The organism is Halopiger goleimassiliensis, from assembly GCF_000455345.1.
GTDB classification, from domain to species: Archaea; Halobacteriota; Halobacteria; order Halobacteriales; family Natrialbaceae; genus Halopiger_A; species Halopiger_A goleimassiliensis.
Window position 1 is genome coordinate 14,103 of record NZ_HG315691.1, and the last position, 21,564, is coordinate 35,666.

20 protein-coding genes and 2 tRNA genes are annotated in these 21,564 nt (G+C 65.2%); 10 read left to right on the top strand and 12 right to left on the bottom strand.

Going from position 1 to position 21,564, the window contains the following annotated elements; genetic code table 11:
* Nucleotides 1–32 precede the first annotated feature (32 nt).
* On the bottom strand, nucleotides 33–686 hold the full coding sequence (locus TX79_RS14890; RefSeq protein ID WP_049928438.1) for a hypothetical protein: 654 nt from the start codon (nucleotides 684–686) through the stop codon (nucleotides 33–35).
* Between the two features lie 383 nt (nucleotides 687–1,069).
* Between TX79_RS14890 and TX79_RS14895 the strand changes: the two genes are divergently transcribed.
* The 4 genes from TX79_RS14895 (at nucleotide 1,070) to TX79_RS14910 (ending at nucleotide 5,068) form a co-directional block, all read left to right on the top strand.
* On the top strand, nucleotides 1,070–1,618 hold the full coding sequence (locus TX79_RS14895; RefSeq protein WP_049928439.1) for a hypothetical protein: 549 nt from the start codon (nucleotides 1,070–1,072) through the stop codon (nucleotides 1,616–1,618).
* 170 nt (nucleotides 1,619–1,788) lie between these two features.
* Nucleotides 1,789–2,844: a DNA-methyltransferase gene (locus tag TX79_RS14900; RefSeq protein ID WP_049928441.1), complete on the top strand. Its 1,056-nt coding sequence runs from the start codon at nucleotides 1,789–1,791 to the stop codon at nucleotides 2,842–2,844.
* A gap of 77 nt (nucleotides 2,845–2,921) precedes the next feature.
* Nucleotides 2,922–4,589, top strand: a complete 1,668-nt coding sequence (locus tag TX79_RS14905; protein ID WP_049928442.1) for a gamma-glutamyltransferase family protein — start codon at nucleotides 2,922–2,924, stop codon at nucleotides 4,587–4,589.
* Nucleotides 4,590–4,777: 188 nt separating this feature from the next.
* Nucleotides 4,778–5,068, top strand: a complete 291-nt coding sequence (locus tag TX79_RS14910) for a HalOD1 output domain-containing protein (RefSeq protein WP_049928443.1) — start codon at nucleotides 4,778–4,780, stop codon at nucleotides 5,066–5,068.
* 133 nt (nucleotides 5,069–5,201) lie between these two features.
* Here the strand turns inward: TX79_RS14910 and TX79_RS14915 are convergent, their stop codons facing one another.
* Nucleotides 5,202–5,459 carry a HalOD1 output domain-containing protein gene (locus TX79_RS14915; RefSeq protein ID WP_049928444.1) on the bottom strand — a complete coding sequence of 86 codons (258 nt, stop codon included), beginning with the start codon at nucleotides 5,457–5,459 and terminating at the stop codon, nucleotides 5,202–5,204.
* Nucleotides 5,460–6,045: 586 nt separating this feature from the next.
* Nucleotides 6,046–6,197: transfer RNA gene (locus tag TX79_RS14920), tRNA-Met, on the bottom strand.
* A gap of 148 nt (nucleotides 6,198–6,345) precedes the next feature.
* On the opposite strand from TX79_RS14920, the gene TX79_RS14925 reads away from it, so the two are divergent.
* On the top strand, nucleotides 6,346–7,443 hold the full coding sequence (locus tag TX79_RS14925; RefSeq protein WP_049928445.1) for a DUF7115 domain-containing protein: 1,098 nt from the start codon (nucleotides 6,346–6,348) through the stop codon (nucleotides 7,441–7,443).
* A gap of 23 nt (nucleotides 7,444–7,466) precedes the next feature.
* Here TX79_RS14925 and TX79_RS14930 read toward each other — a convergent pair whose 3' ends face one another.
* A complete protein-coding gene (locus TX79_RS14930; protein WP_049928446.1) occupies nucleotides 7,467–7,862 on the bottom strand; it encodes a DUF5830 family protein in 396 nt (131 codons plus the stop codon).
* A gap of 179 nt (nucleotides 7,863–8,041) precedes the next feature.
* On the opposite strand from TX79_RS14930, the gene TX79_RS14935 reads away from it, so the two are divergent.
* On the top strand, nucleotides 8,042–8,764 hold the full coding sequence (locus TX79_RS14935) for a TVP38/TMEM64 family protein (RefSeq protein ID WP_049928447.1): 723 nt from the start codon (nucleotides 8,042–8,044) through the stop codon (nucleotides 8,762–8,764).
* 17 nt (nucleotides 8,765–8,781) lie between these two features.
* Here TX79_RS14935 and TX79_RS19725 read toward each other — a convergent pair whose 3' ends face one another.
* Together TX79_RS19725 and TX79_RS14940 are read right to left on the bottom strand one after the other, a co-directional pair.
* A complete protein-coding gene (locus TX79_RS19725) occupies nucleotides 8,782–8,955 on the bottom strand; it encodes an HVO_2523 family zinc finger protein (RefSeq protein WP_195892519.1) in 174 nt (57 codons plus the stop codon).
* 99 nt (nucleotides 8,956–9,054) lie between these two features.
* The gene (locus tag TX79_RS14940) at nucleotides 9,055–13,275 is read right to left on the bottom strand and encodes an intein-containing adenosylcobalamin-dependent ribonucleoside-diphosphate reductase (protein ID WP_049928448.1); all 4,221 of its coding nucleotides are present in this window, start codon (nucleotides 13,273–13,275) and stop codon (nucleotides 9,055–9,057) included.
* Nucleotides 13,276–13,696: 421 nt separating this feature from the next.
* Here TX79_RS14940 and TX79_RS14945 point away from each other — a divergent pair, with 421 nt between their 5' ends.
* Complete coding sequence (locus TX79_RS14945) at nucleotides 13,697–13,885, top strand: hypothetical protein (protein ID WP_049928450.1); 189 nt, start codon at nucleotides 13,697–13,699, stop codon at nucleotides 13,883–13,885.
* Between the two features lie 79 nt (nucleotides 13,886–13,964).
* Here the strand turns inward: TX79_RS14945 and TX79_RS14950 are convergent, their stop codons facing one another.
* The 5 genes from TX79_RS14950 to trpD all read right to left on the bottom strand — a co-directional run bounded on the left by TX79_RS14950 (nucleotide 13,965) and on the right by trpD (nucleotide 18,828).
* Entirely contained in the window at nucleotides 13,965–14,417 is a 453-nt protein-coding gene (locus TX79_RS14950; protein ID WP_049928454.1) for a hypothetical protein, read from the bottom strand.
* Between the two features lie 424 nt (nucleotides 14,418–14,841).
* On the bottom strand, nucleotides 14,842–15,486 hold the full coding sequence (gene trpG / locus TX79_RS14955; protein WP_049928456.1) for an anthranilate synthase component II: 645 nt from the start codon (nucleotides 15,484–15,486) through the stop codon (nucleotides 14,842–14,844).
* A complete protein-coding gene (trpE, locus tag TX79_RS14960; RefSeq protein WP_049928457.1) occupies nucleotides 15,483–17,156 on the bottom strand; it encodes an anthranilate synthase component I in 1,674 nt (557 codons plus the stop codon). The genes trpG and trpE overlap by 4 nt, the downstream gene beginning before the upstream one ends.
* Entirely contained in the window at nucleotides 17,153–17,815 is a 663-nt protein-coding gene (locus TX79_RS14965; RefSeq protein WP_049928458.1) for a phosphoribosylanthranilate isomerase, read from the bottom strand. The genes trpE and TX79_RS14965 overlap by 4 nt, the downstream gene beginning before the upstream one ends.
* Complete coding sequence (gene trpD / locus TX79_RS14970; RefSeq protein ID WP_049928459.1) at nucleotides 17,812–18,828, bottom strand: anthranilate phosphoribosyltransferase; 1,017 nt, start codon at nucleotides 18,826–18,828, stop codon at nucleotides 17,812–17,814. Before trpD ends, TX79_RS14965 begins: the two co-directional genes overlap by 4 nt.
* Nucleotides 18,829–19,014: 186 nt before the next feature.
* On the opposite strand from trpD, the gene TX79_RS14975 reads away from it, so the two are divergent.
* The 3 genes from TX79_RS14975 to TX79_RS14980 all read left to right on the top strand — a co-directional run bounded on the left by TX79_RS14975 (nucleotide 19,015) and on the right by TX79_RS14980 (nucleotide 20,474).
* A tRNA-Val gene (locus tag TX79_RS14975) sits at nucleotides 19,015–19,089 on the top strand.
* 267 nt (nucleotides 19,090–19,356) lie between these two features.
* Entirely contained in the window at nucleotides 19,357–19,497 is a 141-nt protein-coding gene (locus tag TX79_RS19730; protein ID WP_195892520.1) for a hypothetical protein, read from the top strand.
* 77 nt (nucleotides 19,498–19,574) lie between these two features.
* The gene (locus TX79_RS14980) at nucleotides 19,575–20,474 is read left to right on the top strand and encodes a polysaccharide deacetylase family protein (protein ID WP_049928460.1); all 900 of its coding nucleotides are present in this window, start codon (nucleotides 19,575–19,577) and stop codon (nucleotides 20,472–20,474) included.
* Nucleotides 20,475–20,504: 30 nt separating this feature from the next.
* Here the strand turns inward: TX79_RS14980 and TX79_RS14985 are convergent, their stop codons facing one another.
* The gene (locus TX79_RS14985; RefSeq protein WP_049928461.1) at nucleotides 20,505–21,503 is read right to left on the bottom strand and encodes an asparaginase; all 999 of its coding nucleotides are present in this window, start codon (nucleotides 21,501–21,503) and stop codon (nucleotides 20,505–20,507) included.
* Between the last annotated feature and the right edge of the window lie 61 nt (nucleotides 21,504–21,564).

Below are 21,564 nucleotides of genomic sequence, written 5' to 3' on the forward strand. Positions count from 1 at the left end.
CGCACTCGAGAGCGAGCGGAGCGCCGGCGCTGTCAGGGGTCGAGCGTTCGCTGAAAGCGCCACTGGTGAGCGAGTACGGCACAGAGGGCAAACCCGACGGCACCGAGCTGGATCGCGTCGATCTGTACGACCACCGTCGTGACCTCGAGCGAGAGCGGCGGGGAGACAACGGTCCAGTCGGCGACCTGGGCGGACGCGAGCAACACCGCTCCCCCGGCTGCAAGCAACAGGGCCGGGACCACGAGCGCCACCAGCGGATGCAACACGGACCGCGGCGCTCGGAGCGAGAACGCCCGGCGCTCGAGCGACAGTTGGCCGGTGAGGACGACGACCAGGACGACGGTCCCGGCCACGACGCCGGCTCGCCCGCCGACGGCGTCGGCGACGAACAGCCAGAGCACCCACCCTCCGGTCAGCGCCAGCGCCGCTCCCACCCTGGGTGGCTGGAGGAGATCACCCAGTTCGCCGACGGTCCGGCCGAAGATCCCGGTCCGGAGCAGCGATCCGCAGAAGAGAATCCCCAGCCCTCCCAGCGCCGTCGACGCCGATGGAGAGCCCGACACGAGGCCGAACCAGCTGACGACGGCGAGGGTTTCCAGGGCTGCCGTCGTCAGCGCGGCCGTGACGCCGACGAGGCGACGCCTGGTCGTCCGCCCCAGCATCCCCGGCTGACGAATGACGCTCATTACCCCCAGTTCGGTCACGACGGCTTTCGTTATGCAACCCATTACTCAGCACGAATGCGACGCGCTCGTGACTTTATAGCGGGGTAACACGACGTTTCGGGTGGTCAGAGAGGGGTGGTCGTCGGTCCGACCGGACGAGTGCTCGACCGGCTACTCTGGTGTCAGGCTGACGGTCCGATCGCTCCGTTCGCTCGATCGATCGATGCCGCTACTCGATACCCCACGTACCCGTTCGGACCACTCCTCACGAACGAAACCCGGTAGGTAATTTACGATTACCGACGGCGACGAGAAGCGTACGCCCCGTTTAACGCTACGCGATGGCAGTAAACCCGTCGCAACGGTGAACAGAACTATATGCGCCGCTGACATCGAAGCGGATTATGCCCGAAACGGAACAACAGGACCAGTCGCTCTCCGAACTCGTCGTCAAAGAAGCCGTCGAGATGGGCCTCGATAGCCCGCTTCGGGATTCGATCCTCGAGGCCGTCGACGAGTCCGGCGCGCGGCCGAGCGGCCGCCGTCTCCCGTTGATCGGTGCGGCGTTCGGCCTCGGCGCGGCCCTCGGGTTCGCCGTCGGCCAGAGCTCAGGTGAGATCGAGACGCCTTCGCTCGAGGACGTTCAGGAGCCCGAAATCATCGAGGACGTCGCGGAGGAGGCGATGGAAGCCAAGACGGAGGCGGAACCGGAGCCGACGGCAGACGAGGACTCCGGCCGCAGTTTGCCCCGGCTCATCCTCGCGCTGGGTGCCATCGGCGTCGCCGCCGTGCTGGTGCGACGACAGCTCTCGGGCGGCGAGGAAGAGGAGTGGGAACCGATCGAGGAGTTCGAACCGGCCACGAGCGGCGAGGAGGAGGAAGAAGCCTCCGACGAGTCCGACGAAGACGAGGAGGAACTCGAAGCGGAAGACGACGAAATGACCGAAGAGTAACGGTTCGCCCCGCTTCCCACCAGCCATCAGGAGCGGTATCCAGGATCGCATCGAAGCCGATTGCGACGGGACTCGCGTCTCTCTCGAGTCGAACGGGTCGTGTTCGGCCCCGGAATCGCCAGCCGTCGGTGACGAAGGAGCTAAGGGGCCGACGGGGACAGTGCCAGGTAATGGAGACGACCCATCGCGTGTTCGTCGGCGATTCTCGTCGCCTCTCCGACGTCGACGACGAGTCCGTCGAACTCGTCGTCACGTCGCCGCCGTATCCGATGATCGAGATGTGGGACGAGCTGTTCGCGGAGCTCGATCCGGCGGTCGCCGACGCGCTCGAGGACGGGGACGGGACCGCGGCGTTCGAGGCGATGCACGCCCAGTTGGATCGCGTCTGGGACGAACTCGAGCGGGTACTCGTCGACGGCGGCATCGCCTGCATCAACGTCGGCGACGCGACCCGATCGCTCGACGGGAGCTTTCGGGTCTATTCGAACCACGCCCGGGTGCTCGAGGCGTTCGAGGCCCGGGGCTTCGAACCGCTCCCGGACGTCCTCTGGCGGAAGCCGGCCAACAGCGCCGCCAAATTCATGGGGAGCGGAACGTTGCCGCCGAACGCCTACGTCACCTTAGAACACGAGTACGTCCTGCTCTTCCGGAAGGGTGACGACCGCCGCTCGTTCGAGCCCGGAGCGGACAGTCGGTACGAGGCCGCCTTCTTCTGGGAGGAACGAAACCGGTGGTTCTCGGACGTCTGGACGGACGTCAACGGCGAACTCCAGGCCCTCGAGTTCGACGCCGGCGACGACCTCCGCGAGCGATCGGCCGCCTACCCGCTCGAGATTCCCTACCGGCTAATCTGCATGTACTCGGCCTACGGCGACACCGTGCTCGATCCGTTCTGGGGGACCGGGACGACGACCCTGGCCGCGATGTGTGCCGGCCGACACTCAGTGGGGTACGAACTCGAGGAGGCCTTCCTCGAGGCGTTCGAGGACCGCATCGACGACGTCCCGGCGCTCTCCCGGTCGGTCGGCCGAACCCGGCTGGCCCGCCACCGGGAGTTCGTCGATCAGCGACGGACCGCCGGCGACTCCTTCGAGTACGAGGCCACGTACTACGACACCCCGGTCGTGACGAAGATGGAACGGGACATCCGCCTGCGCGAGGTCGCCGACGTCGAGGAGATCGAGGACGGCTACCGACTCGAGCACGCGCCGCTCTCGCTCGAGTGAGCTCTACCGTCCCCGGAGTGCACGAACAGTTGGCCGCCTCGCCAACGTTTTAGTCCGGGCTCGAACGTAGCCCGTGCATGGACGAACAAGTCGATCTGGATCGATTCGAGTCGCGGCGATCGACGGCGTACGCGAACCGCGGGATGGTCGCCACGAGCCAGCCGCTGGCCGCGGAGGCGGGGCTGGAGATCCTGCGCGACGGCGGCAACGCCTTCGACGCGGCGGTCGCGACCGCCGCGACGCTCAACGTCGTCGAACCGACGTCGACCGGCCTCGGGGGCGACGTCTTCGCGCTCTACCGCACGGCCGACGGCGAGGTCGGGGCGATGCGCTCGTGTGGACCCGCCCCGGAGGGCGCGACCATCGACCGCGTCCGCGAGGCCCTCGAGAGCCACGACGATCCGAGCGCGTACTATCCCGAGTCCCGCGGCTACGCGGTCGACGGGGACGCGGACGCCGACGAGTTGGAAATGCCGTTTCTCGGTCCCCACGCGGTGACCGTCCCCGGGACGGCGCGTGGGTGGGAACTGACCGTCGCGGAACTCGGCCGGAAATCGCTGGGCGAGGTGCTCGAGCCCGCGATCGAGTACGCGACCGAGGGGTATCCCGTCTCGCCGGTCATCGCCCATCACTGGAGCGGTGCGGAGCGGCTGTTCACCGACGACCACGCCCGCGAGGCGTATCTCTTCGACGGCGAGAGCCCCGATCCGGGACAGACCGTTCGGCTCCCGGAACTCGGCGAGTCGCTCCGCAAGATCGCCGAACGGGGTGCTGACGTCGTCTACGAGGGCGAGATCGCCGACGCCATCGTCGAGGAGATCCAGTCCGCAGGCGGGTTCATGACCCACGACGATCTCGCCGGTTTCGAACCCGAGTTCGTCGACCCCGTGAGCACGACCTACAACGGCGTCGAGGTTTACGAACTGCCGCCGAACAACCAGGGGCTGATCGCCCTCGAGGCGCTCAACGTCGCCGAGGAGATCGGTGCGGGCGATCACCCCTACGACTCGCCGGAGCGGATCCACGCGTTCGCCGAGGCCACGAAACTCGCGTTCGTGGACGGCCACCACTACGTGACGGATCCCGCGTTCGAGGAGATCCCGCCGCTCGAATCGAAGTCCTACGCGCGCGAGCGAGCGCGAGCGATCGGCGAAACGCCGATCTCGAACCCCGAAATCGGCGTGCCGAACGCGAACGCCGAGGACGCCGACACCGTCTTGCTGACGGTCGGCGACGAGGAAGGAAACCTCGTCTCCTACATCAACTCGCGGTTCGCCGGGTTCGGCAGCGGACTCGTCGCGGGCGACACCGGCATCGCACTCCAGAACCGCGGCGCGTCGTTCTCCCTCGACCCGGACCACCCGAACAGCCTCGAACCGGGCAAACGCCCCTTCCACACGCTCGTCCCCGCGGTGGCGAAACTCGACGAGGACGACTGGATGGCGTTCGGCGTCATGGGCGGGTACATGCAACCCCAGGGACACGTCCAGGTCCTGTCGAATCTCGTCGATTACGGGATGACGCCGCAGGAAGCGCTCGACGCGCCGCGATGGCGCTACCGCGAGGACGGCACCCTCGGCGTCGAGGAGCGACTTCCGTCGAAGGCGAAACTCGCACGGAAGGGCCACGACGTCGGCGTCCTGCCGCCGGTCATGTTCGGCGGTGCCCAACTGGTCCGGCGGACCGACGGGACGCTCAGCGGAGCGACGGAACCGCGGAAAGACGGCGTCGCGATCGGGTACTGATCCCGACGACTCCGGTGGCGCTATCGCCAGTTCCGTCGTCGCCTTCGCAACAGTGTATGGGGAAGTCCCACAATTCCTAACGATACGTTCGAATCTAGCTCGTTCCAGTTACAAAAATAATAACCATACTCATTACGGAGAACATCGAAAACCGACTGTCTTCCGAACGCGGGGGCGATGGAATACAGATGACACCAACACGTTTGCGAACGGACGAGGGAGAATCCGCCGTTACCGTACAGTACGATCGCTCCACGGACGACCCGCTGACGGTCGTGGTCGCCGACGCCGTCGCCACCGCCCGTGGCGTCGACGTCACCGAACTCGAGACACTGCACGACGCGATCGATACGGACGCGCTCGAGCGGTTGTTCGAGCCACACGCCGACGGCGCTCGAACCCGAGGCTCGGTGACCTTCGAGTATCAGGGCTGTCTGGTCACGGTCGGGGCAGACGGCGAGATTCGCGTGGAAACGTAACCGAACGAAATCGGCGCGATCGCGGATCGTATTGTCGGATCCTGTCAACCCACTCGGAGGCGGCTACTGGCAACCGCTACGACCGGCTGTTCGACCTCGCTCGAGCGAGGTGGGCTGACCTTCCGGGGGACGATCAGTCGGTCCGTGCCTCCTCCGTGACGGTCGCCTCGCCGACGTCGACAGTCCCAGTACTGTCCACGCGAACGGGTCGACCCCGGTAGACGAACTCGACCGTCACGTCTGCCTCTGCCCGAGTCGACGCTACGAGGGCATCGAGCGCGTCCGTATCGACCACCTCGCCTAGCGGTGGCTCGAGGTCGAACGGATCGATCCCTTCCGCAGCGGCGACTTGATTGACGATGCTGAGGCTCGGTTTCTCCCCAATCCCCATAATACAACCACAACTACGGACGTAAATAAAACCACTGGCGATTTACTGGCAACTACCTGTCACTCGTTGCCCCGTCCGAGCAACTTGCTACGTACCTGATGCATCTGGTGGTATCGTCGGGTAGTCGAACGGGAACGGCTTCCACCACATCTCGTTATTCGTGGTACAGAACCTGCTATATATCGCCCGATTGTAACATCGCGGAGAACGTGAGTGGTCAGGGAGGGCTATCGAATCACGGATGAACCCTCTGCGTTCATTACTCCATCGTGAAAATGCCCGGGGAGGGCTCCGAACCATGGAAAGACTCACTGCGTTCGCCTTTCCTGCCTTGCGCTCACTCCGTTCGCGCAAGACCTACGGGTTCGGAGCGAGCCGAGCACTTTTCCGAGAGTTGTCACTCGTCTTCGACTCGTGACGAATCGGAAAAGTGCCCGGGGAGGGCTCCGAACCACGGAAAGACTCACTGCGTTCGCCTTTCCTGCCTTGCGCTCACTCCGTTCGCGCAAGACCTACGGGTTCGGAGCGAGCCGAGCACTTTTCCGAGAGTTGTCACTCGTCTTCGACTCGTGACGAATCGGAAAAGTGCCCGGGGAGGGCTCCGAACCCTCGATCTCCGCATGTCCCAGGTTCGAGGCTCGGCGGTCCTCGTTCGGGACACGGAGGCTTCCAAGGCGAACCGCACCGAATCTCTGAACCCTATGAGTGCGGCGCTATGTCCAGCTAAGCCACCCGGGCTCAGTTTCCCGTAGTCGACTGCATTTCTTTAACCTTCTCATTCGGCGTCGCCGTGCAACGGCGACCCACGGAGGTCGTTCGGGAACGTCCGCGTGGCCGACAGGTCCGACCCACGGATTTATCACAGGGTCGTACGAACTACCGCGACATGAGCGTTCCCGGTATCGTTCAGTCTACTCTCGACGGCGAGGAAATCGCGACGCGGGTCTCTCTCGGCGGTGAGGACGAACTTTTCGTCACGCCGACGCGAACGCTCGTCTATCGGGCCGAAGGACTGTTGAGCGACGAATCGGTCGAGGAGTTCTCCCACGAGGCCGATCGGCTCACCCTCTCGGAAGGGCGCCGAAAGACCACGTTCACGCTCGAGTACCCCCTCGAAGGCACCTCGGAGTTTACGATCCCCTCGAGCAAGACGGACGCGGCGTTACATCCGGTTCTCGCGGGCGTCTTGAACGGCAACGACATCACCGAGGCCGGCGAGACGGTCGTCCAGACCTACCGCTTTAGCGAACTCACGCTGATCGTGACGAGCGACCGCCTCGTCAAACACATCGGCAGCGCCGTCTGGGACGAGGACTACGAGGAGTATCACTACGGCGACGTCACGAACCTCGACTTCGAGGCCGGCAGCGTCGCGACCCAGATCGTTCTCGAGGTCGACGGCCGCCCACAGCGAATCAAGGCCCCGAACGACGAGGCCGACGACCTCAGCGAACGACTCAAACGAGCGCTCTTCGAGTACCACGACGTCGACTCGCTCGAGGAGTTGAACGCGCTGGTCGACGACGACGGGACGGAAGAGTCCGAGTCGTCGATGGACTTCGGCGACGGCGTCGATCCGCTGAACGCGGACCCGCCCGAACCGGAGGAGTACGAGGGCGAGGCCGCCGCCGAGACGACCACGCAGTCGGCAGGCAGCGAGGCCACGACGGCCGAGTCGACTGCCGGAGGTCCTGTCGAGTCGGACGACGGCGGCGACACCGCCGCCGAAAGCGACTGGGAGTTCGAAACTGAGTCGGGATCGGACACCTCCTCGACTACCGTCGAGGCCGGCGACGTGTTCGAGGACGCCGACGCTACCGACGAGGCGGTCGTCGAGAGTGACCCGACGAGCGGAGACGCCGACGCCGAGATTCTCGAGCGCCTCGAGGCACTCGAGACGGCGGTCGAAGCCCAGTCCGAACGCATCGAAGCACAGCAGGAGACGATCGAACAGTTGATCGCGGAACTCCGCCAGGGACGGTAAGCAGGCGACGCTGCACTCGCGAGTTACTCCCGTCCCGTCACTTTTCGGATACACGAGGAACCGAACGGTCCCAGTTCTCCCGCCTCGAGGTCGATGAAGTACCCCGTCGAGAGGCTCGAACCACACCGCTGGCACGTGAACTCCCCCTCTTTCGTGATCACGTCGCTATCGAAACTGACGTACTGGCGACTCTTCGGGCGGACGATGCCGTCCTCGCGGGCGACGATCCCCCGGAGTTCGGCCTCGTCGAGGATCGTCCGGGTGACCGTCGGATCGGTCGTCACCGTCTCGATCCGATCGACGACGTCAGCGAGCGGCAACGACTCGTGCTCTAGGCGCTCGAGCAACGCGAGTCCTAGTTCGACCCGGTCGTCGTCGATGCCGTCGTAGCCCCCACCCGTTGACTCGTCCCGATCCATCGGTGTGTGCTGTCGGGGCTGGTCGAATATACGGATTACTGTAACGGTTTACCGGCGCACCCGCCGCCCGGGTTGCAGTTGCACGGGAACTGACCCACAGTAACTCGTATAACCGTTGCATCGGACCGGAACCGCCGCGAGACACAAAAGTTTCAACACTCGACTGAAAACTCCGATCGATGTCGACGCCGTCGACCCGCGCGCTCGTCGGACTCGCGCTGGTCAGTTCGATCCTCGTGGCCGGCCTGCTCGTCTCGCCGTCGGCCGTGATCGGGACGCTCGAGACGCTTTCGGCCGATCCCGTGGTTTTCGGAGCCGTCGTGGCCGCTCTCTACCTCGTTCGGCCGCTGCTGGCCTGGCCGACGACGCCGCTCGCGATCGTCGCCGGCTACGGCTTCGGGGTCGCGATGGGCGTTCCGATCGCGTTACTCGGCGTCCTCGTGACGGTCACCCCGGTCTTTCTCGTGGCACGCCGGGTGATGGATCCCGGGCGAGGCTCGACCGGCCCACTGTCCTCGAGCGGCTCCCTCGGCGGCGTGATCGACCGCGCCGCGCGGGTGACGAAACGGTACTACCGAACGGCCGGTCCCCTTCGAGGGGTGATCGCCTCCCGTCTCGCACCGATTCCATCCGACGTCGCGACCTGTGCGGCCGCAGCCAGCGGCGTCCAACTGCGGTACTTCCTCGCCGGCACGGCCATCGGCGAACTCCCCTGGACGATCGCAGCGGTCGTCGTCGGCAGTTCCGCGGCGACGATTACGACCGGTGGACTCGGCGACCTCGGTCTCGAACTCTCGGTCGTCTGCGGACTGGCCGCCGCGGCGTTACTCGCCGGTCCCGTCTACAGAGCCCTCCAGACGCGGGTCAACGCTCGAGACGGAAAGCGGTCGCTCGATAGCTGATTCGCTACCGTGGTCGGCTACAGAAACGGATCGCTACAGTCGATGATCGGCCCGTGCTGCGGACAGACGTACTTACAGTGGCGCTCGTACAGCAGCGCCTCACAGTGTGGACAGGTCGGCGCGCCGTTCGCCCCGGTCTCGAGCGGTCCGTCGCTCGATCCCCGGTCCGTCCCCTCGTCGCCGGAACTCATACGTCCGTCTCGGGGAGCCAGTCGCTAAGTAGTATCGGTGGTCTCGAGCCGAAACGCGAATCGAAAGAACGAACCCGTCAGTCGGACGCTACGCCCGGCTCAGCACTCGCTCCAGCCACAGGACTCGCAGGTCTTGCAGCCTTCCGAGTAGTACAGCGACAGCGAGCCACACTCGGGACACTCGGGCGACTCGCCCGCGTCGATGAGGTCCTGCGTGGCGTCCCCGGATTCGCTACTCGCGGCGGCCGCACCGCCGTCGGTCTGACGGTCGACAGCGCCGGCGTCGGCCGACTCCTCTAGGGTCTGCTGGGTCGGGTACGGCTTGTCGATCTCGTCCTCGAGGTAGCGACGCATCGCGGTGCCGATGGCGTCCGGGATGGACTGGATCTGTTCGCCCTTGTCCCAGGCGACCTTCGGCGAGCGCGTACCGCAGAGTTCGTCGACGATCTCCTCGGGGTCGACGCCCGAGCGCAGCGAGGTCGAGATGACTTTCGCCAGGGCCTCGGTGAAGGAGTTGGTGAAGCCGCCGGAGTGGCCGATGTTCGCGAACAGTTCGAACGGCTGGCCGGTCTCGGGGTCCTCGTTGATCGTCACGTAGACCTTGCCGTAGCCGGTGTCGATGCGCTGGCTGACGCCCTGCAGGGCGTCGGGTCGTTCGCGTTTCTCGGTGAAGTCGACGTGAACCGGCTTCTCGCCGTCGTCGCCGACCAGTGAGTCGACGTCCGCCTCGAGGACGTCGGCGACCTCCTCGCTCTCGAGGAACTCCTCGAGGCCGCCGAAGATCTCGTCGATCTGCTCGACCAGGGCCTGGGCGGCCTCGGTCTCGTCGGCGAAGTCGGTGTTCTCGGCGCGAGTCGTCAGCACCTGCTTGCTGCGGGTGCCGTCGCGGTAGTAGGTGACGCCCTTGCCGCCGTGCTCGTAGATGTACTCGAAGACCTCCTTGGCGTCCTCGAGCGTGGAGTCGTTGGGTGCGTTGACGGTCTTCGAGATGGCGGAGTCGACGCCCTCCTGGCAGGCGACCTGGACGCCGGCGTGCTCTTTCGCCGAGAGGTCGCCGGTCGTGACGAACAGTTCGCCGATGGCGTCGGGTACCGTCGAGAGGCCCTCGACGCCCTCGAACTGGTTGGTCGCCATCTGCTCCTGGGCCTCCTCCTTGACTGCTTCGACGTCGATGTCGTTGTCCTCGAGGACGCGCAGGAAGTAGTCGTCGAACTCGACGAGCATCTCGTCGCCCTGGACGTCGTCGGAGACGTTCTTGTAGTAGGCGACGTTGTAGATCGGCTCACAGCCACCGGTGGTGTTGCCGACCATGCTCGTGGTGCCGGTCGGCGCGATGGTCGTCGTGTTGTGGTTCCGGATCGGGAACCCCTCGGCCCAGTCGTCGGCGTCGAGGCCGGTCTGCTTCTCGAACCACTCGCGGTACTCGGTTGGGTTGGCGTACTTGGACTTGTCCCACTCGTCGAAGCTGCCCCGCTCCTCGGCGAGTTCGTGGGAGGTCCACTTCGAGGTGTGGTTGATGTGACGCATCAACTGGCGCGCGACCTCGTTGGAGGCCTCGCTGCCGTACTCCATGCCCAGCTGAATGTACAGCTGGGCCAGCCCCATGATTCCCAGCCCGATCTTGCGCATCTCCCGGACCTTCTGCTCGATCTTCTCGACCGGGAAGTCGCTCATCGTGACGACGTTCTCGAGGAACCGCGTCCCCATCTCGATGCGCCGATCGAACTCCTCGAAGTCGACGGCCTCCGCGAGGAAGGCGTCGACGGCGTCCTCGAGCGAGTCGTACTCGTCGCCGTGCTCGTCGTACCAGACACGCCAGTCGGGTGCGTCCAGGTCGGCCAGCGTCGAGAGGTTGATGTGCCCGAGGTTACAGGCCTCGTACTCCTCGAGTGGCTGTTCCCCGCAGTTGTGGACGACGAGACCGTTGGCAACGAACGAGTGCGTATCCGGCTCGGTCAGATCGTAGACTGCTTCGTGTCCGTCGTGTTCGACGGCTTCGACGGTCGCCTCGAATCGTTCGCTGTACGGACCGCGGTCGTACTCCGAGAGACGCTGCTCGAGTGCGTCGGTCTTGTAATCGAGCAGGAACCCGATCTCGTCGGCGAACCGCTCGAGGTTATCCTTGACGATGACGAGTTCGTGCTGATCCTTCGTCTCGTACTCTTTCGTTCCCCCGTTGCCGTCTGAGAGTTCTCGAGTCCCTGCTTCCTTGCGGTTTTCGTAGATCTTGCTGGCGATTCCGAAGTTGAGGAGGAGCTGCTGGACGTCGCCGAGCAGATTAGCATCCGAACTCCACAGGCGAACCGAGACGCCTTTTTCGACGTTGCCCTGAACGCATCCGTCCGCAGTGAACAGCGACTGGAGGAATCCGCGCGCCATCTCCTCACTGCCGCGCATCACTGCATCGGGGACCTGGAGTTTGTCCTCTGTGAGGCCGACTTCCTCGGCGTACTCGTAGAGGCGAGCAGATCGAATGCGCTGTTCGATCGCCTGCGCACCGCGGTATCCGTCGTCACGAGTTATCTCGTTGACTCCGATGTCGTAGTTTGCGTTACCGAGCGGCTCGCGAACGACCTCGTTGACGTCCTCAGCGAGAGCTTCGGAAATCTCGGCGTCCTCGTCGTAGAAGTTCAGCACGGCACGTTCTTCACCGTGCTTGAGGTGGCCGTCTCCGACGAGCCAGCCGAGCGTTCGGCCTTCTTCGGCGGTTCCGTGTTGGCCGAATTCACCCTTACGATTCTGAATGTGGACTGTATCGCCGGTATCGAGATCTTGTGCTTCGACCCAACCGTCGTCAGTCATGACGCGGTGGTCTGCAGTGAGTCGAAGCTCGTACCCTTCCTCGGTAGTCAGCTTGTAGACGTCCTTCTCGCCGGTCTTGTAGACGCTACTAGCTTCCTTCACGCGGTCCTCACTGAGACGTCCGTCGACTACGACATCACGCGCGATCCCTCGCTCGTACAGCTCTTCGGCTTCGACTAGACCGTTTTCCGTGCTGATGAGCGTATCTCCGGTGACACACGGATTCGTCGCGAGAATCCGGTGATCGGGATGTTTCTCGACGTCGAAGGAGTGTTGTTTGTTGACGCGCTCGAGGTAGATCACGCCGGGTTCGCCGTTCTCGTGGGCACCCTCGACGATGTCGTCCCAGAGTTCCTCGGCGGGGACGGACAGTTCCTCGCCGACCTCGACGTGCTCGCCGAGGCCGAACATCTCGTAGAGCTCTTTGGTTTCCTCCGTGGCGATGTGGGGCTCGCCCGTGCGCGGGTTCGTGAAGGTGAACTCCTCGCCGTTCTGCAGGGCCTCCATGAAGTCGTCGGTGATGCCGACGGAGATGTTGAAGTTCGAGAGGTGCCCCTCGACGGCGTTGCGGAGGTGCTTCGGAACGCGACCCTCCTCGTCGATGAGGTCGCGAGCCTCCTCGAGAGCTTCCTGGAAGGAGGTGTGCGTGTAGTCGTCGGGGTCGTTCAGGCGCAGCGTCTCGGCCAGCGAAACGTCCTTGTTCTTGGCGTGAATGAACTGGATGACGTCGGGGTGAGAGACGCGCATGACGCCCATCTGTGCGCCACGTCGCGCGCCGCCCTGGGCGATCGTCTCGCACATCTGGTCGTACGTGCGCATGAACGTGATCGGGCCGCTGGCGATGCCGCCGGTCGAGCCGACCGCGTCGCCGTACGGGCGCAGCCGCCAGAAGGCATAGCCCATGCCGCCGCCGCTCTGGAAGACCTGGGCGGCCTCCTTGGCGGTCTGGTGGATGTCGTCGATGTCGTCCTCGGGGGAGTCGACGAAACACGCCGAGAGCTGCTGCAGTTCGTCGCCAGCGTTCATCAGCGTGGGCGAGTTCGGCATGAAGTCCAGGTTCTCCATCATCTCCTGGAACTCGTCGGCGGTCTCTTCGACGTGCTCGCGAATGCCGTCAGGGAGTTCGGGGACGATCGTGTCGTACGCGAACTTGTTGACGTTGTAGATAGATAGCGTGGTTTCTGCGTCGTCGCCCGCGGTAGTCCCCGCACCGAAGACCTCCTCGGCGAGTTCGTCGCGTCGCGGGTGGTCGGGCTTGAGCTGATCGGGCGTGACCGTGATCTCGGCGTCGCGCTTGCGGGCCTCGAAGACGGCCTCGGCCAGCGCGATGTTCTTCCCGACGCGCTCGAAGAGGTCCTCCTGCTCCTCGATGAGGTCCCCGTCCGCGTTCTTGCGGAGATAGCGGGCGGGGAGGATGTTGTGGTACGCGTTTCCGGTCAGGCGCTCCTCGAGCGTCTCCCCCTCCGTCCGCTTGATCGGAAGCGTGAGCTCCTCCGCAGTGATGTCGTGCTGGCTCATGCGCGGGTCACCTCGATACTATCCCGGCCTGGCGCGGCGATTCCGGTGCGAATCCGAGTCCTGACTCTCATCATTCGTGACGAAGGTTCGGTATTCATGCATCCCTCATAAGCGTGGTGTTGTCGTCCAACTTTTCTTGGAATAAGACAACTCTACTTGGAGAGATGTCTCTATCCAGTTCGATTCAGTTCGGTAGCCGGTGAAACGGCCACGTTCGTGTTCGAAGAACCCTACGTGACCGACCGTCTTAATGATTTTCAGAGCGGACTGAAAGTGGAAGCGAACCGGACTATTCCGGCCGCTGGCTGGCGGTTTTCTGTTTCGGTTCTGCCAGAAACCGCCCGGGAAGAGAGAGTGATCGGTTCTCGATTTTGTCACGATATCCAGAAAGATTACGTCCCTTCGCTACGGGGGTAGACGTATGCTCGAGACACTGACCGGCGAGCCGGTGTTGCTCGGATTGGCAGCCCTCGCCGCATTCGCGGTGGCAGTCATCGCGCTCAAAATCGCCGTCAAGATCGCCGTCCGGGTCGGAATCGTCGCTGCAATCGTCCTCGCTGGCCTCTACACGGCCGGCATCACGGATCTCTCTTTCCTGCCGTTTTTCTGATCGGTCTCCGAGTACCGTCGAGGAAAGCGCAGCTACGGACGCTTCGTTCTCCAAACGCAACGAGCGTGATCACCGTCGGTTACGACGAATCGTCCGGATCGGTTCTGGCGGCCTCGAGGACCTCACGCACCTCGAGCAGTCCTTTGTTGCCGAGGGGAACGAGGGGTATCGAGGCGAGAACGATACCGAGTCGAACGGGGGTTCCAAGCGATGGGAACACGTCGGCGACTGCGAGCGTCACTGCACCGACCACGAGAAGGACGACCACGGCCGCGAGGACGTAGTATCCCCGTTTCAGATAGTCGACGATGGAGGTCCCGTAGCCGACTGCGATGACGGTAACCCCGATAGCTGTGACGATTCCCTGTGTAGTCGATCCGTCGGTTTCGACGCCGCCAACACCGAAAAGTGAAAGATGTCCGGACAGCGCGACAGAGATTCCCAGTAACGCCAGTGGTGAGATCGAGACGACGATGCCGAATATTGCGATGACGGTCGCCCAGTCCCGCCACGAGAACGATGAAGTTGCCATTGTCTCACCTCGTTCGAAACGCGTGAGGCCAGTCCGTGTGCCACCCTTGCAGTCGTCCCGGCCCCTGGATCGAGAACCGCGACGACGGATTCGTCGATACACCGGCCCCGGTTTCCGTCGTCCCGATCACCCTCAGCAGGTCGTCAGGTTCCATCGTCTGGGAAGACTGTCGTCAGCACTGCATTATGTCTCTGCCGATACTATCGGAGATACTGAACGTCGGGCGGTGGCACTCACCTGTTTCATTCGACTCCTCGCGCATCTATACACGCGATCCGGTCCCGTTACGACGCACTCATCGAATCGTCGTCGGTGATCGATATCGAAAATCCGCGGCTCGTATCCCGAACAGGCTACTATCCGCGAGGTTCAGGGCCACCGCAACCTGTCTGCGGTCGCGCGGACATCGGTACAGAAGAGCGAATCAGCAGCCGTCGAGGAAGTTCTCGATTACGTCGTGACCGACCGCTGTGAGGACGCTCTCGGGGTGAAACTGGACGGCCTCGAGGGGGTACTCTCGGTGGCGAACCCCCATTACCAGCGTCTCGTCGACGTGGTCCGCGGTCGCAGTAACGGCGAAGCAGTCGGGCACCTCGGTGGCGACCAGCGAGTGGTAGCGACCGGCCCGGAACCCCTGTTCGAGACCGCTGAAGACCCCCTCGCCGTCGTGGTCGACGGCCGACGCTTTGCCGTGGATGGGATCGGGGGCGCGACCGATCGAGCCGCCGTACTCGTAGACGGCCGCCTCGAGGCCGAGACAGACGCCGAGCGTCGGAATCTCGGGACTGACCTCCCGGAGGACGTCCATCGTGACACCGACGTCGCGATCGTTCTCCGGGTGACCGGGACCGGGGCTGATGACGATGGCATCCGGATCGACCGCACGAACGTCCTCGAGCGAAGCCGTGTTCTTCAGCACCTCAGTATCGGTACCCGCCTGCTGACTGACGTACTCGACGAGGTTGTACGTGAACGAGTCGTAGTTGTCGACGAACAGGACCGTACGGGGAGCGTCGGCCGTCTCGTCGTGCTCCGACGACGTCGCGTCGGTTTCCGCGGTGGCGGTCATCGGCTCACCTCCGGCGTCTCGAGGGCGTCGGCACGGTCCGCCGCCGGGTCGGCGGTCGTTTCGATCGCCTCGAGTGCGGCCAGTACGCCGCCCATCTTCTGTTCCGTCTCCTCGTACTCCGCGGTCGGATCGCTGTCGGCGACCAGTCCCGCGCCGGCCCGCACCGTGATCCGATCCCGCTCATCCTCGTTCTCCACGGTCGCCGTCCGAATCACGATGGCGAAGTCGGCGTCGCCGGTCCAGGAGTAGTAGCCGACGCCGCCGCCGTAGAGCCCGCGGGGCTGGGCCTCGAGGTCGTCGATGATCTCCATCGCGCGGATCTTGGGCGCGCCCGAGAGCGTTCCGGCGGGGAACGACGCGCGCGTCGCGTCGAACGCGTCCGCGTCTGCTGCGAGTCGGCCCGTCACCGTCGACTCGATGTGCTGGACGTGGCTGTACTTGAGGACGTTCATGAACTCGTCGACCCGGACCGAACCCGCCTCGGAGACGCGACGCACGTCGTTACGCGCCAGATCGACCAGCATGGTGTGTTCGGCGCGTTCCTTCTCGTCGGCCAGCATCTCGCCCGCGAGCCGGCGATCCTCGACCGGACTCGAGCCGCGGTCGCAGGTGCCGGCGATCGGGTTCGACATGACCTCGCGCCCGCGCACGGAGATCAGCGTCTCCGGGCTCGCGCCGACGACGGTCAGGTCGTCGTGCTCGAGCAGATACATGTACGGCGAGGGGTTGACGTCGCGCATCGCCTCGTAGAACCCGAGGGGATCGACGTCGCCGTAGAGTTCGCGCTTGCGCGAGACGACGCCCTGGTAGATATCGCCGTCGAGGACGTGCTCCTTTGCCTTGCGAACGCTCTCCTCGTACTCCTCCTTCGGACCCGCAGTTTCGTTCGCCTTGACGAAGCCGCCCGTGTCGGGCTGCTCTGCGTCGTGCAGCGTTTCGGCCACGGCGGCGGCTTTCTCCTGGAGCGCGTCGTACACCGCATCGGGGTCGTCGCCGTCCTCGAGGATCGGCGTGAAGACCAGCGAGACGGTTCCCTCCCGCTCGTCGAACGCGAGCGTCTTCGTCGTCAGGACGAACTGCGCGTCGGGGAACCGCGACTCGGGCCGCTCGAGACCGACCTCCTCGAGCCAGAGGTCGTAGACGGCGTCGTAGGCCAGGAATCCCACCAGCCCGCCCTCTAAGTGCTGGCGGTCGTGATCGGGGAAGTTCGCCAGTCGCACGTCGGGCATGGCGGCCCGGAGCGCGTCGACGGTGTCCCCGTCGGGATCGGTCTCGACGCCGGTCAGCGAGGCGTCGTCGGTCAGCGTCTTGACGCTGGCCTCGCCGGACTCGACCGTCACCACGGCCTCGGGATCGTAGCCGACGTAAGAGAATCGCGCGTGGCGGTCGGCCCCCGCGGAACTCGGGCGGAACGCGCCGTCGGGGTCGCTCGAGGCGGTCTTCTCGGCGCTCTCGAGGAGGAACGCGTAGGGCGATCGCTCCCGGTCGTTCGAGGCGGCCCGTCCGGTGAGCGCGGCGTAGGCCGCCAGCGGCGTCGTCTCGACGTCGAGTGTCGCGACGGTTCGGACGACTACCGGTCCGTCGGCCGGAGCGCCGGCGAACTCGCGAAACGCCTCGCGATCGGTGTCGATCGAGACGAGATCGGACGTATCGGCGTCAGTCTCCGTCATGGTTGGGCCTCGAGTTCGTGGTCTTTTCCTGCTCGAGTCGCGCGTTCGACGAACGACGCGACCGCGTCAGCATCCTTGATGCCGCCGTCGGTTTCGACGCCGCTGGCGACGTCGACGGCGAACGGTTCGACGGTTCGAACGGCCTCGGCGACGTTCTCGGGCGTCAACCCACCCGCGAGCACGACCGGCGAGTCGAGTTCTCGAGCGGCCGTTCGCGTTCGACTCCAATCGTGGGTCTCGCCTGTACCGCCGGCACCGTCCTCGTCGGCCGTGTCGACCACGAAGCCGTCGACCACCTCGTCGTAGCTCTCGGCCGTCGTCGGGTCGTCGGCATCGACCGCGAGCAGGACCGACGCGTCGACGGACTCGCGGAACGACGAGAGCCTCTCTGCGTCGATCGATCCGTGAAGCTGGACCGCGTCGGGGCCGAGGTCTGCGACGAGGTCGGCCGTCCGCTCGAGGTCGCTCGCCATCGTAACGAGGACCGACGTGACGAACGGCGGCGTCGCCGCGATCAACGATTCCGCCCGCTCGGGCGACACCTCCCGCGGCGTGTCCACGGAGACGTCACAGATGTATCCCACCGCGTCGGCACCCGCGTCGACCGCCGACTCGAGGTCCTCGGCGTTCGTGAGGCCACAGATCTTGACGCGGGTCATCGTCCCTCCGGCTCCGGGACCGCGGCCTGGAGCTGGTCGAGTTTCGCCGCGGCGTCACCGGATTCGATCGCCTCGCGGGCGATCGCCGCACCTTCCTCGAGCGAGTCGGCCTCCCCGGCGACGTAGATCGCGCCGCCGGCGTTCGCGAGGATCACGTCACGTTTCGCTCCCGTGACCTCACCGTCGACGATCCCGCGCATGTCGCGAGCGTTCTCTTCGGGCGAGCCGCCCGCGATGTCGCCGATGGCATGTTCCTCGAGGCCCAGGTCGGCGGGCTCGAGGGTGTACTCTTCGACGCTGTCGCCGTCGACTTCTGCCGCGACGGTCTCGCCGTGGATGGCGATCTCGTCGGTGCCCGCGCCGTGGACGACCAGCGCGCGCTCGACGTCCATGCGTGCGAGAGCGTCCGCGAGAACGGGGACGAGGTCGGGGTCGTAGACGCCGACGATCTGGGCGTCCGCACCCGCGGGGTTCGTCAGCGGCCCGAGTACGTTGAAGATGGTCCGCATGCCGAGTTCCTTCCGCGGCCCGATGACGGCCTTCATCGCCGGGTGGAACACCGGCGCGAGCATGAAGCCGATCCCGTCCTCCTCGATGGCGGCCTCGACCGCCGGCGGTTCGGCCTCGACGTTGACGCCGACCTCCTCGAGCACGTCCGCGCTCCCCGACGACGAGGAGACCGAGTAGTTGCCGTGTTTCGCGACGGGCACGCCCGCTCCCGCGGCGACGATCGCGCTCGTCGTCGAGACGTTGATCGTGTCGTAGTCGTCGCCGCCGGTGCCGCAGGTGTCGACCAGCGGGTCGCGATCGGGCGAGATCGTCCGCGCGGCCTCGCGCATTCCCTCCGCGAAGCCCGCGATCTCGGCTTCGGTCTCGCCTTTCGAACGCAACGCGGCGAGCAGTGCACCGATCTGTGCCTCCGTCGCGTCCTCGAAGACGGCCGTCGAGGCCGCTCGAGCGTCCGTCTGTGTGAGATCCTCTCCGTCGGTCACCCGTTCGACGTACTCCTGCATAGTGGACACCAATGTACGTAGTAGTCTTACAATGCACAAATCAGTACATGAACTTAAGCGTATCGGAGCGCCGTGCGTGGTGGGGAGTCGCGTACGGCGACCGATTCGAAACCTTCAATTACGGTGGCCGGCAACGAACGAGTGCAGACAGCGTGGCGACGGACGCCACGGAGAGCGAAACCAGGCGGGTTGGTGGTCTAGTCTGGTTATGACACCTCCTTGACATGGAGGAGGCCGGCAGTTCAAATCTGCCCCAACCCATTTCTCAGCGACATCATGCGGCGAGCGGAGCGAGACGCTCGTCGCTGAGAAATTGTTACGGAAGATTCGAACTAGACCGAGGTTCTGCGCCGAAGGCGCAGGTTCTCGGGCGCAGTTCAAATCCCCCGACCTCGTCTCCCGACGTTTTCGTCCGACCGATTCGAGCCACCGGTTTTCCCTCGAGCCATCGTCCGAACCGCGTTTCCCGACCGGTGTGTGACGGCCGCGCGCCGAACGTTTAAGCCCGCCACCGTTGGGCGTTAGAGTATGGCATACCAGCTTCGGTGTGATAGCTGTGACCTCGAGCGGGAGTGTACCGACTGGGCCGACGCCAACCGGCACGCGAGCGAGCACGAGGCGGAGTACGTCGAGCACTGGGTGAGCATCTACGAACGCCAGGAGGTCTGACCGCCGACTGGTCAGCGACAGGGATAGTTCACCGAACGACGCCAGCCTTCTTTTTCGCTCCGCGGTGGCGACGGCCTATGGGAGATATCGACGTAGCCATCGGCGTCGACGCGGACTGCGTCGCCGGCTGGCTCGGCTCCTACGGCGGCGAAGACTCGCCCGCGGACCTCTCGAGGGGGCTCGCGGCCGGCAACGAGGGCATCCCGCGCATGCTCGCGCTCTTCGAGGACACGGGGATCGACACCTCGTGGTACGTCCCGGGCCACACCATCGAGACGTTCCGCAACGAGATCGAGGCCGTCGCGTCCGCCGGTCACGAACTCGGGGTGCACGGCTACTCCCACGAGAACCCGACCGATCTCTCGCGGGAGCAGGAGGACGCCATCCTCGAGGCCTCCATCGACCTCATCGAGGACGTGACGGGCTCCGAGCCGACGGGTCACCGCGCGAGCTGGTGGGAGTTCAGCGAGAACACGCCCGGGTTGGTCCAGAAACACGGGTTCGACTACGACAGCAGCCTCATGGAGCGGATGTTCGAACCGGGCTGGATGCGCGAGGGCGATAGCTGGGAGCAGATCGACTACGACAAATCGCCCGAGACGTGGATGGAACCCTACCAGTACGGCGAGGAGACGGACGTCGTCGAGATTCCGATCAGCTGGTACCGCGACGACATCCCGCCGATGTTGTTCATCAAACAGCCGATCTACCACGCCGGCTACAAGGACCCCGAGATGATGTACGAACAGTACTACAAACGCCAGTTCGACTATCTACACGACCGACGCGGCGCTGGCGTCTACACCTTCACCATCCACCCGGACATCCACGGCTTGCCACACATGATCCCGCTGCTCGAGGAGTTCATCCGGTACGTGCAGGGCCACGACAACGCCGAGTTCGTCACCCTCGAGACCGTCGCCGAGAAGTACCGGGACGATCCGTCGGTGTACGAGTCGGAGGGGCCGTACGTCTAACGCGAACTCGAGCGGCCCGTCCCCGGTAGACTACCCGCCACGCGGTTCTTCGGGCTGGGCCTCGAGGTGAGCGAACGCGTCCCGGACCGCCGCCGTCCCGTCGCCCGCCGCGAGCGCGAGCATCAGTCTGAGCCGCGCCTTGCCCGTCGAGAGGTCGCCCGCGAACACCGCGCCGTGGTCGCGAAGCGTGCTACCGCCGCCGGGGCCGCCGTAGACGGGAACCACCCGGCCACCCGGACACCGCGAGGTCACGACCACCGGTACGCCGCCCTCGAGCGTGTCCCGAACCGCCTCGCCCAGTCCGACAGTCGCGTTTCCGAGACCCGTCCCCTCGAGCACGATGCCGTCCGCGCCGCGCTCGAGGGCGGCCTCGAGCATATCGCCCGGCACGCAACTGCCGCTGCGAACCGCGTAGACGGTCGCCTCGAGCGACGTCGCCGGTACTGGTTCGGTCTCGCTTCGGGGTTGCCGCCGGAAGACGACGGCGTCCCGGTCGACCGTCGCGACGGGGCCGGCGTCGGGTGACTCGAACGCGCCGAGCCGCGAGGTGTGAAGCTTTCGGACCCAGCGGGCGGCGTGGATCGTCTCGTCGAACGCGACGAAGACGCCGCTGGCGTCGCGGTCGTGAACTGCCTTCGCCGCACGGACGGCAGTAAGCAGGTTCGCGGGTCCGTCGGGGCTCACCTCGTCCGGGCGTCGCTGGGCCCCGGTGACGAACACGGGCAGATCGGGCCGTCTCGCGACGTCGAGGTAGTAGGCCGTCTCGGCCATCGTGTCTGTCCCGTGGGTGACGACGACGGCTTCGACGTCGTCCTCGAGCGTCGCCACCTGCTCGCCGATGGACTCGAGGGTTTCGGCGTCCATCTGGTAACTCGGCACCTGAGCGGCGCTCTCGACGGTCACGTCGGCTTCCTCGGCGAGTTCGGGTACTGCCTCGACCAGTTCCTCGCCGCGTTTGGTCGGCGTCGCGCCGCCCTCGCCGGCCGTACTGGCGATGGTGCCGCCGGTCGTCAGCACCGTGACGTTCATGGCGGCACCTTTCAGCCCCACGTCCGAAAAGTTGCAGTCGGAAACGCCGCCGGATCCGTTC

Excerpts from the sequence above, each read along its gene's own strand:
- TX79_RS19730 (WP_195892520.1), top strand. The coding sequence starts at position 19,357 with ATGGCATACCAGCTTCGGTGTGATAGCTGTGACCTCGAGCGGGAGTGT.
- TX79_RS19725 (WP_195892519.1), bottom strand. The coding sequence starts at position 8,955 with ATGAGTTCCGGCGACGAGGGGACGGACCGGGGATCGAGCGACGGACCG.
- TX79_RS14910 (WP_049928443.1), top strand. The coding sequence starts at position 4,778 with ATGACACCAACACGTTTGCGAACGGACGAGGGAGAATCCGCCGTTACC.
- TX79_RS14980 (WP_049928460.1), top strand. The coding sequence starts at position 19,575 with ATGGGAGATATCGACGTAGCCATCGGCGTCGACGCGGACTGCGTCGCC.
- TX79_RS14905 (WP_049928442.1), top strand. The coding sequence starts at position 2,922 with ATGGACGAACAAGTCGATCTGGATCGATTCGAGTCGCGGCGATCGACG.
- TX79_RS14930 (WP_049928446.1), bottom strand. The coding sequence starts at position 7,862 with ATGGATCGGGACGAGTCAACGGGTGGGGGCTACGACGGCATCGACGAC.
- TX79_RS14985 (WP_049928461.1), bottom strand. The coding sequence starts at position 21,503 with ATGAACGTCACGGTGCTGACGACCGGCGGCACCATCGCCAGTACGGCC.
- TX79_RS14935 (WP_049928447.1), top strand. The coding sequence starts at position 8,042 with ATGTCGACGCCGTCGACCCGCGCGCTCGTCGGACTCGCGCTGGTCAGT.
- TX79_RS14890 (WP_049928438.1), bottom strand. The coding sequence starts at position 686 with ATGAGCGTCATTCGTCAGCCGGGGATGCTGGGGCGGACGACCAGGCGT.
- trpG (WP_049928456.1), bottom strand. The coding sequence starts at position 15,486 with ATGACCGCCACCGCGGAAACCGACGCGACGTCGTCGGAGCACGACGAG.
- trpE (WP_049928457.1), bottom strand. The coding sequence starts at position 17,156 with ATGACGGAGACTGACGCCGATACGTCCGATCTCGTCTCGATCGACACC.
- TX79_RS14940 (WP_049928448.1), bottom strand. The coding sequence starts at position 13,275 with ATGAGCCAGCACGACATCACTGCGGAGGAGCTCACGCTTCCGATCAAG.
- TX79_RS14915 (WP_049928444.1), bottom strand. The coding sequence starts at position 5,459 with ATGGGGATTGGGGAGAAACCGAGCCTCAGCATCGTCAATCAAGTCGCC.
- trpD (WP_049928459.1), bottom strand. The coding sequence starts at position 18,828 with ATGCAGGAGTACGTCGAACGGGTGACCGACGGAGAGGATCTCACACAG.
- TX79_RS14895 (WP_049928439.1), top strand. The coding sequence starts at position 1,070 with ATGCCCGAAACGGAACAACAGGACCAGTCGCTCTCCGAACTCGTCGTC.
- TX79_RS14965 (WP_049928458.1), bottom strand. The coding sequence starts at position 17,815 with ATGACCCGCGTCAAGATCTGTGGCCTCACGAACGCCGAGGACCTCGAG.
- TX79_RS14945 (WP_049928450.1), top strand. The coding sequence starts at position 13,697 with ATGCTCGAGACACTGACCGGCGAGCCGGTGTTGCTCGGATTGGCAGCC.
- TX79_RS14950 (WP_049928454.1), bottom strand. The coding sequence starts at position 14,417 with ATGGCAACTTCATCGTTCTCGTGGCGGGACTGGGCGACCGTCATCGCA.
- TX79_RS14925 (WP_049928445.1), top strand. The coding sequence starts at position 6,346 with ATGAGCGTTCCCGGTATCGTTCAGTCTACTCTCGACGGCGAGGAAATC.
- TX79_RS14900 (WP_049928441.1), top strand. The coding sequence starts at position 1,789 with ATGGAGACGACCCATCGCGTGTTCGTCGGCGATTCTCGTCGCCTCTCC.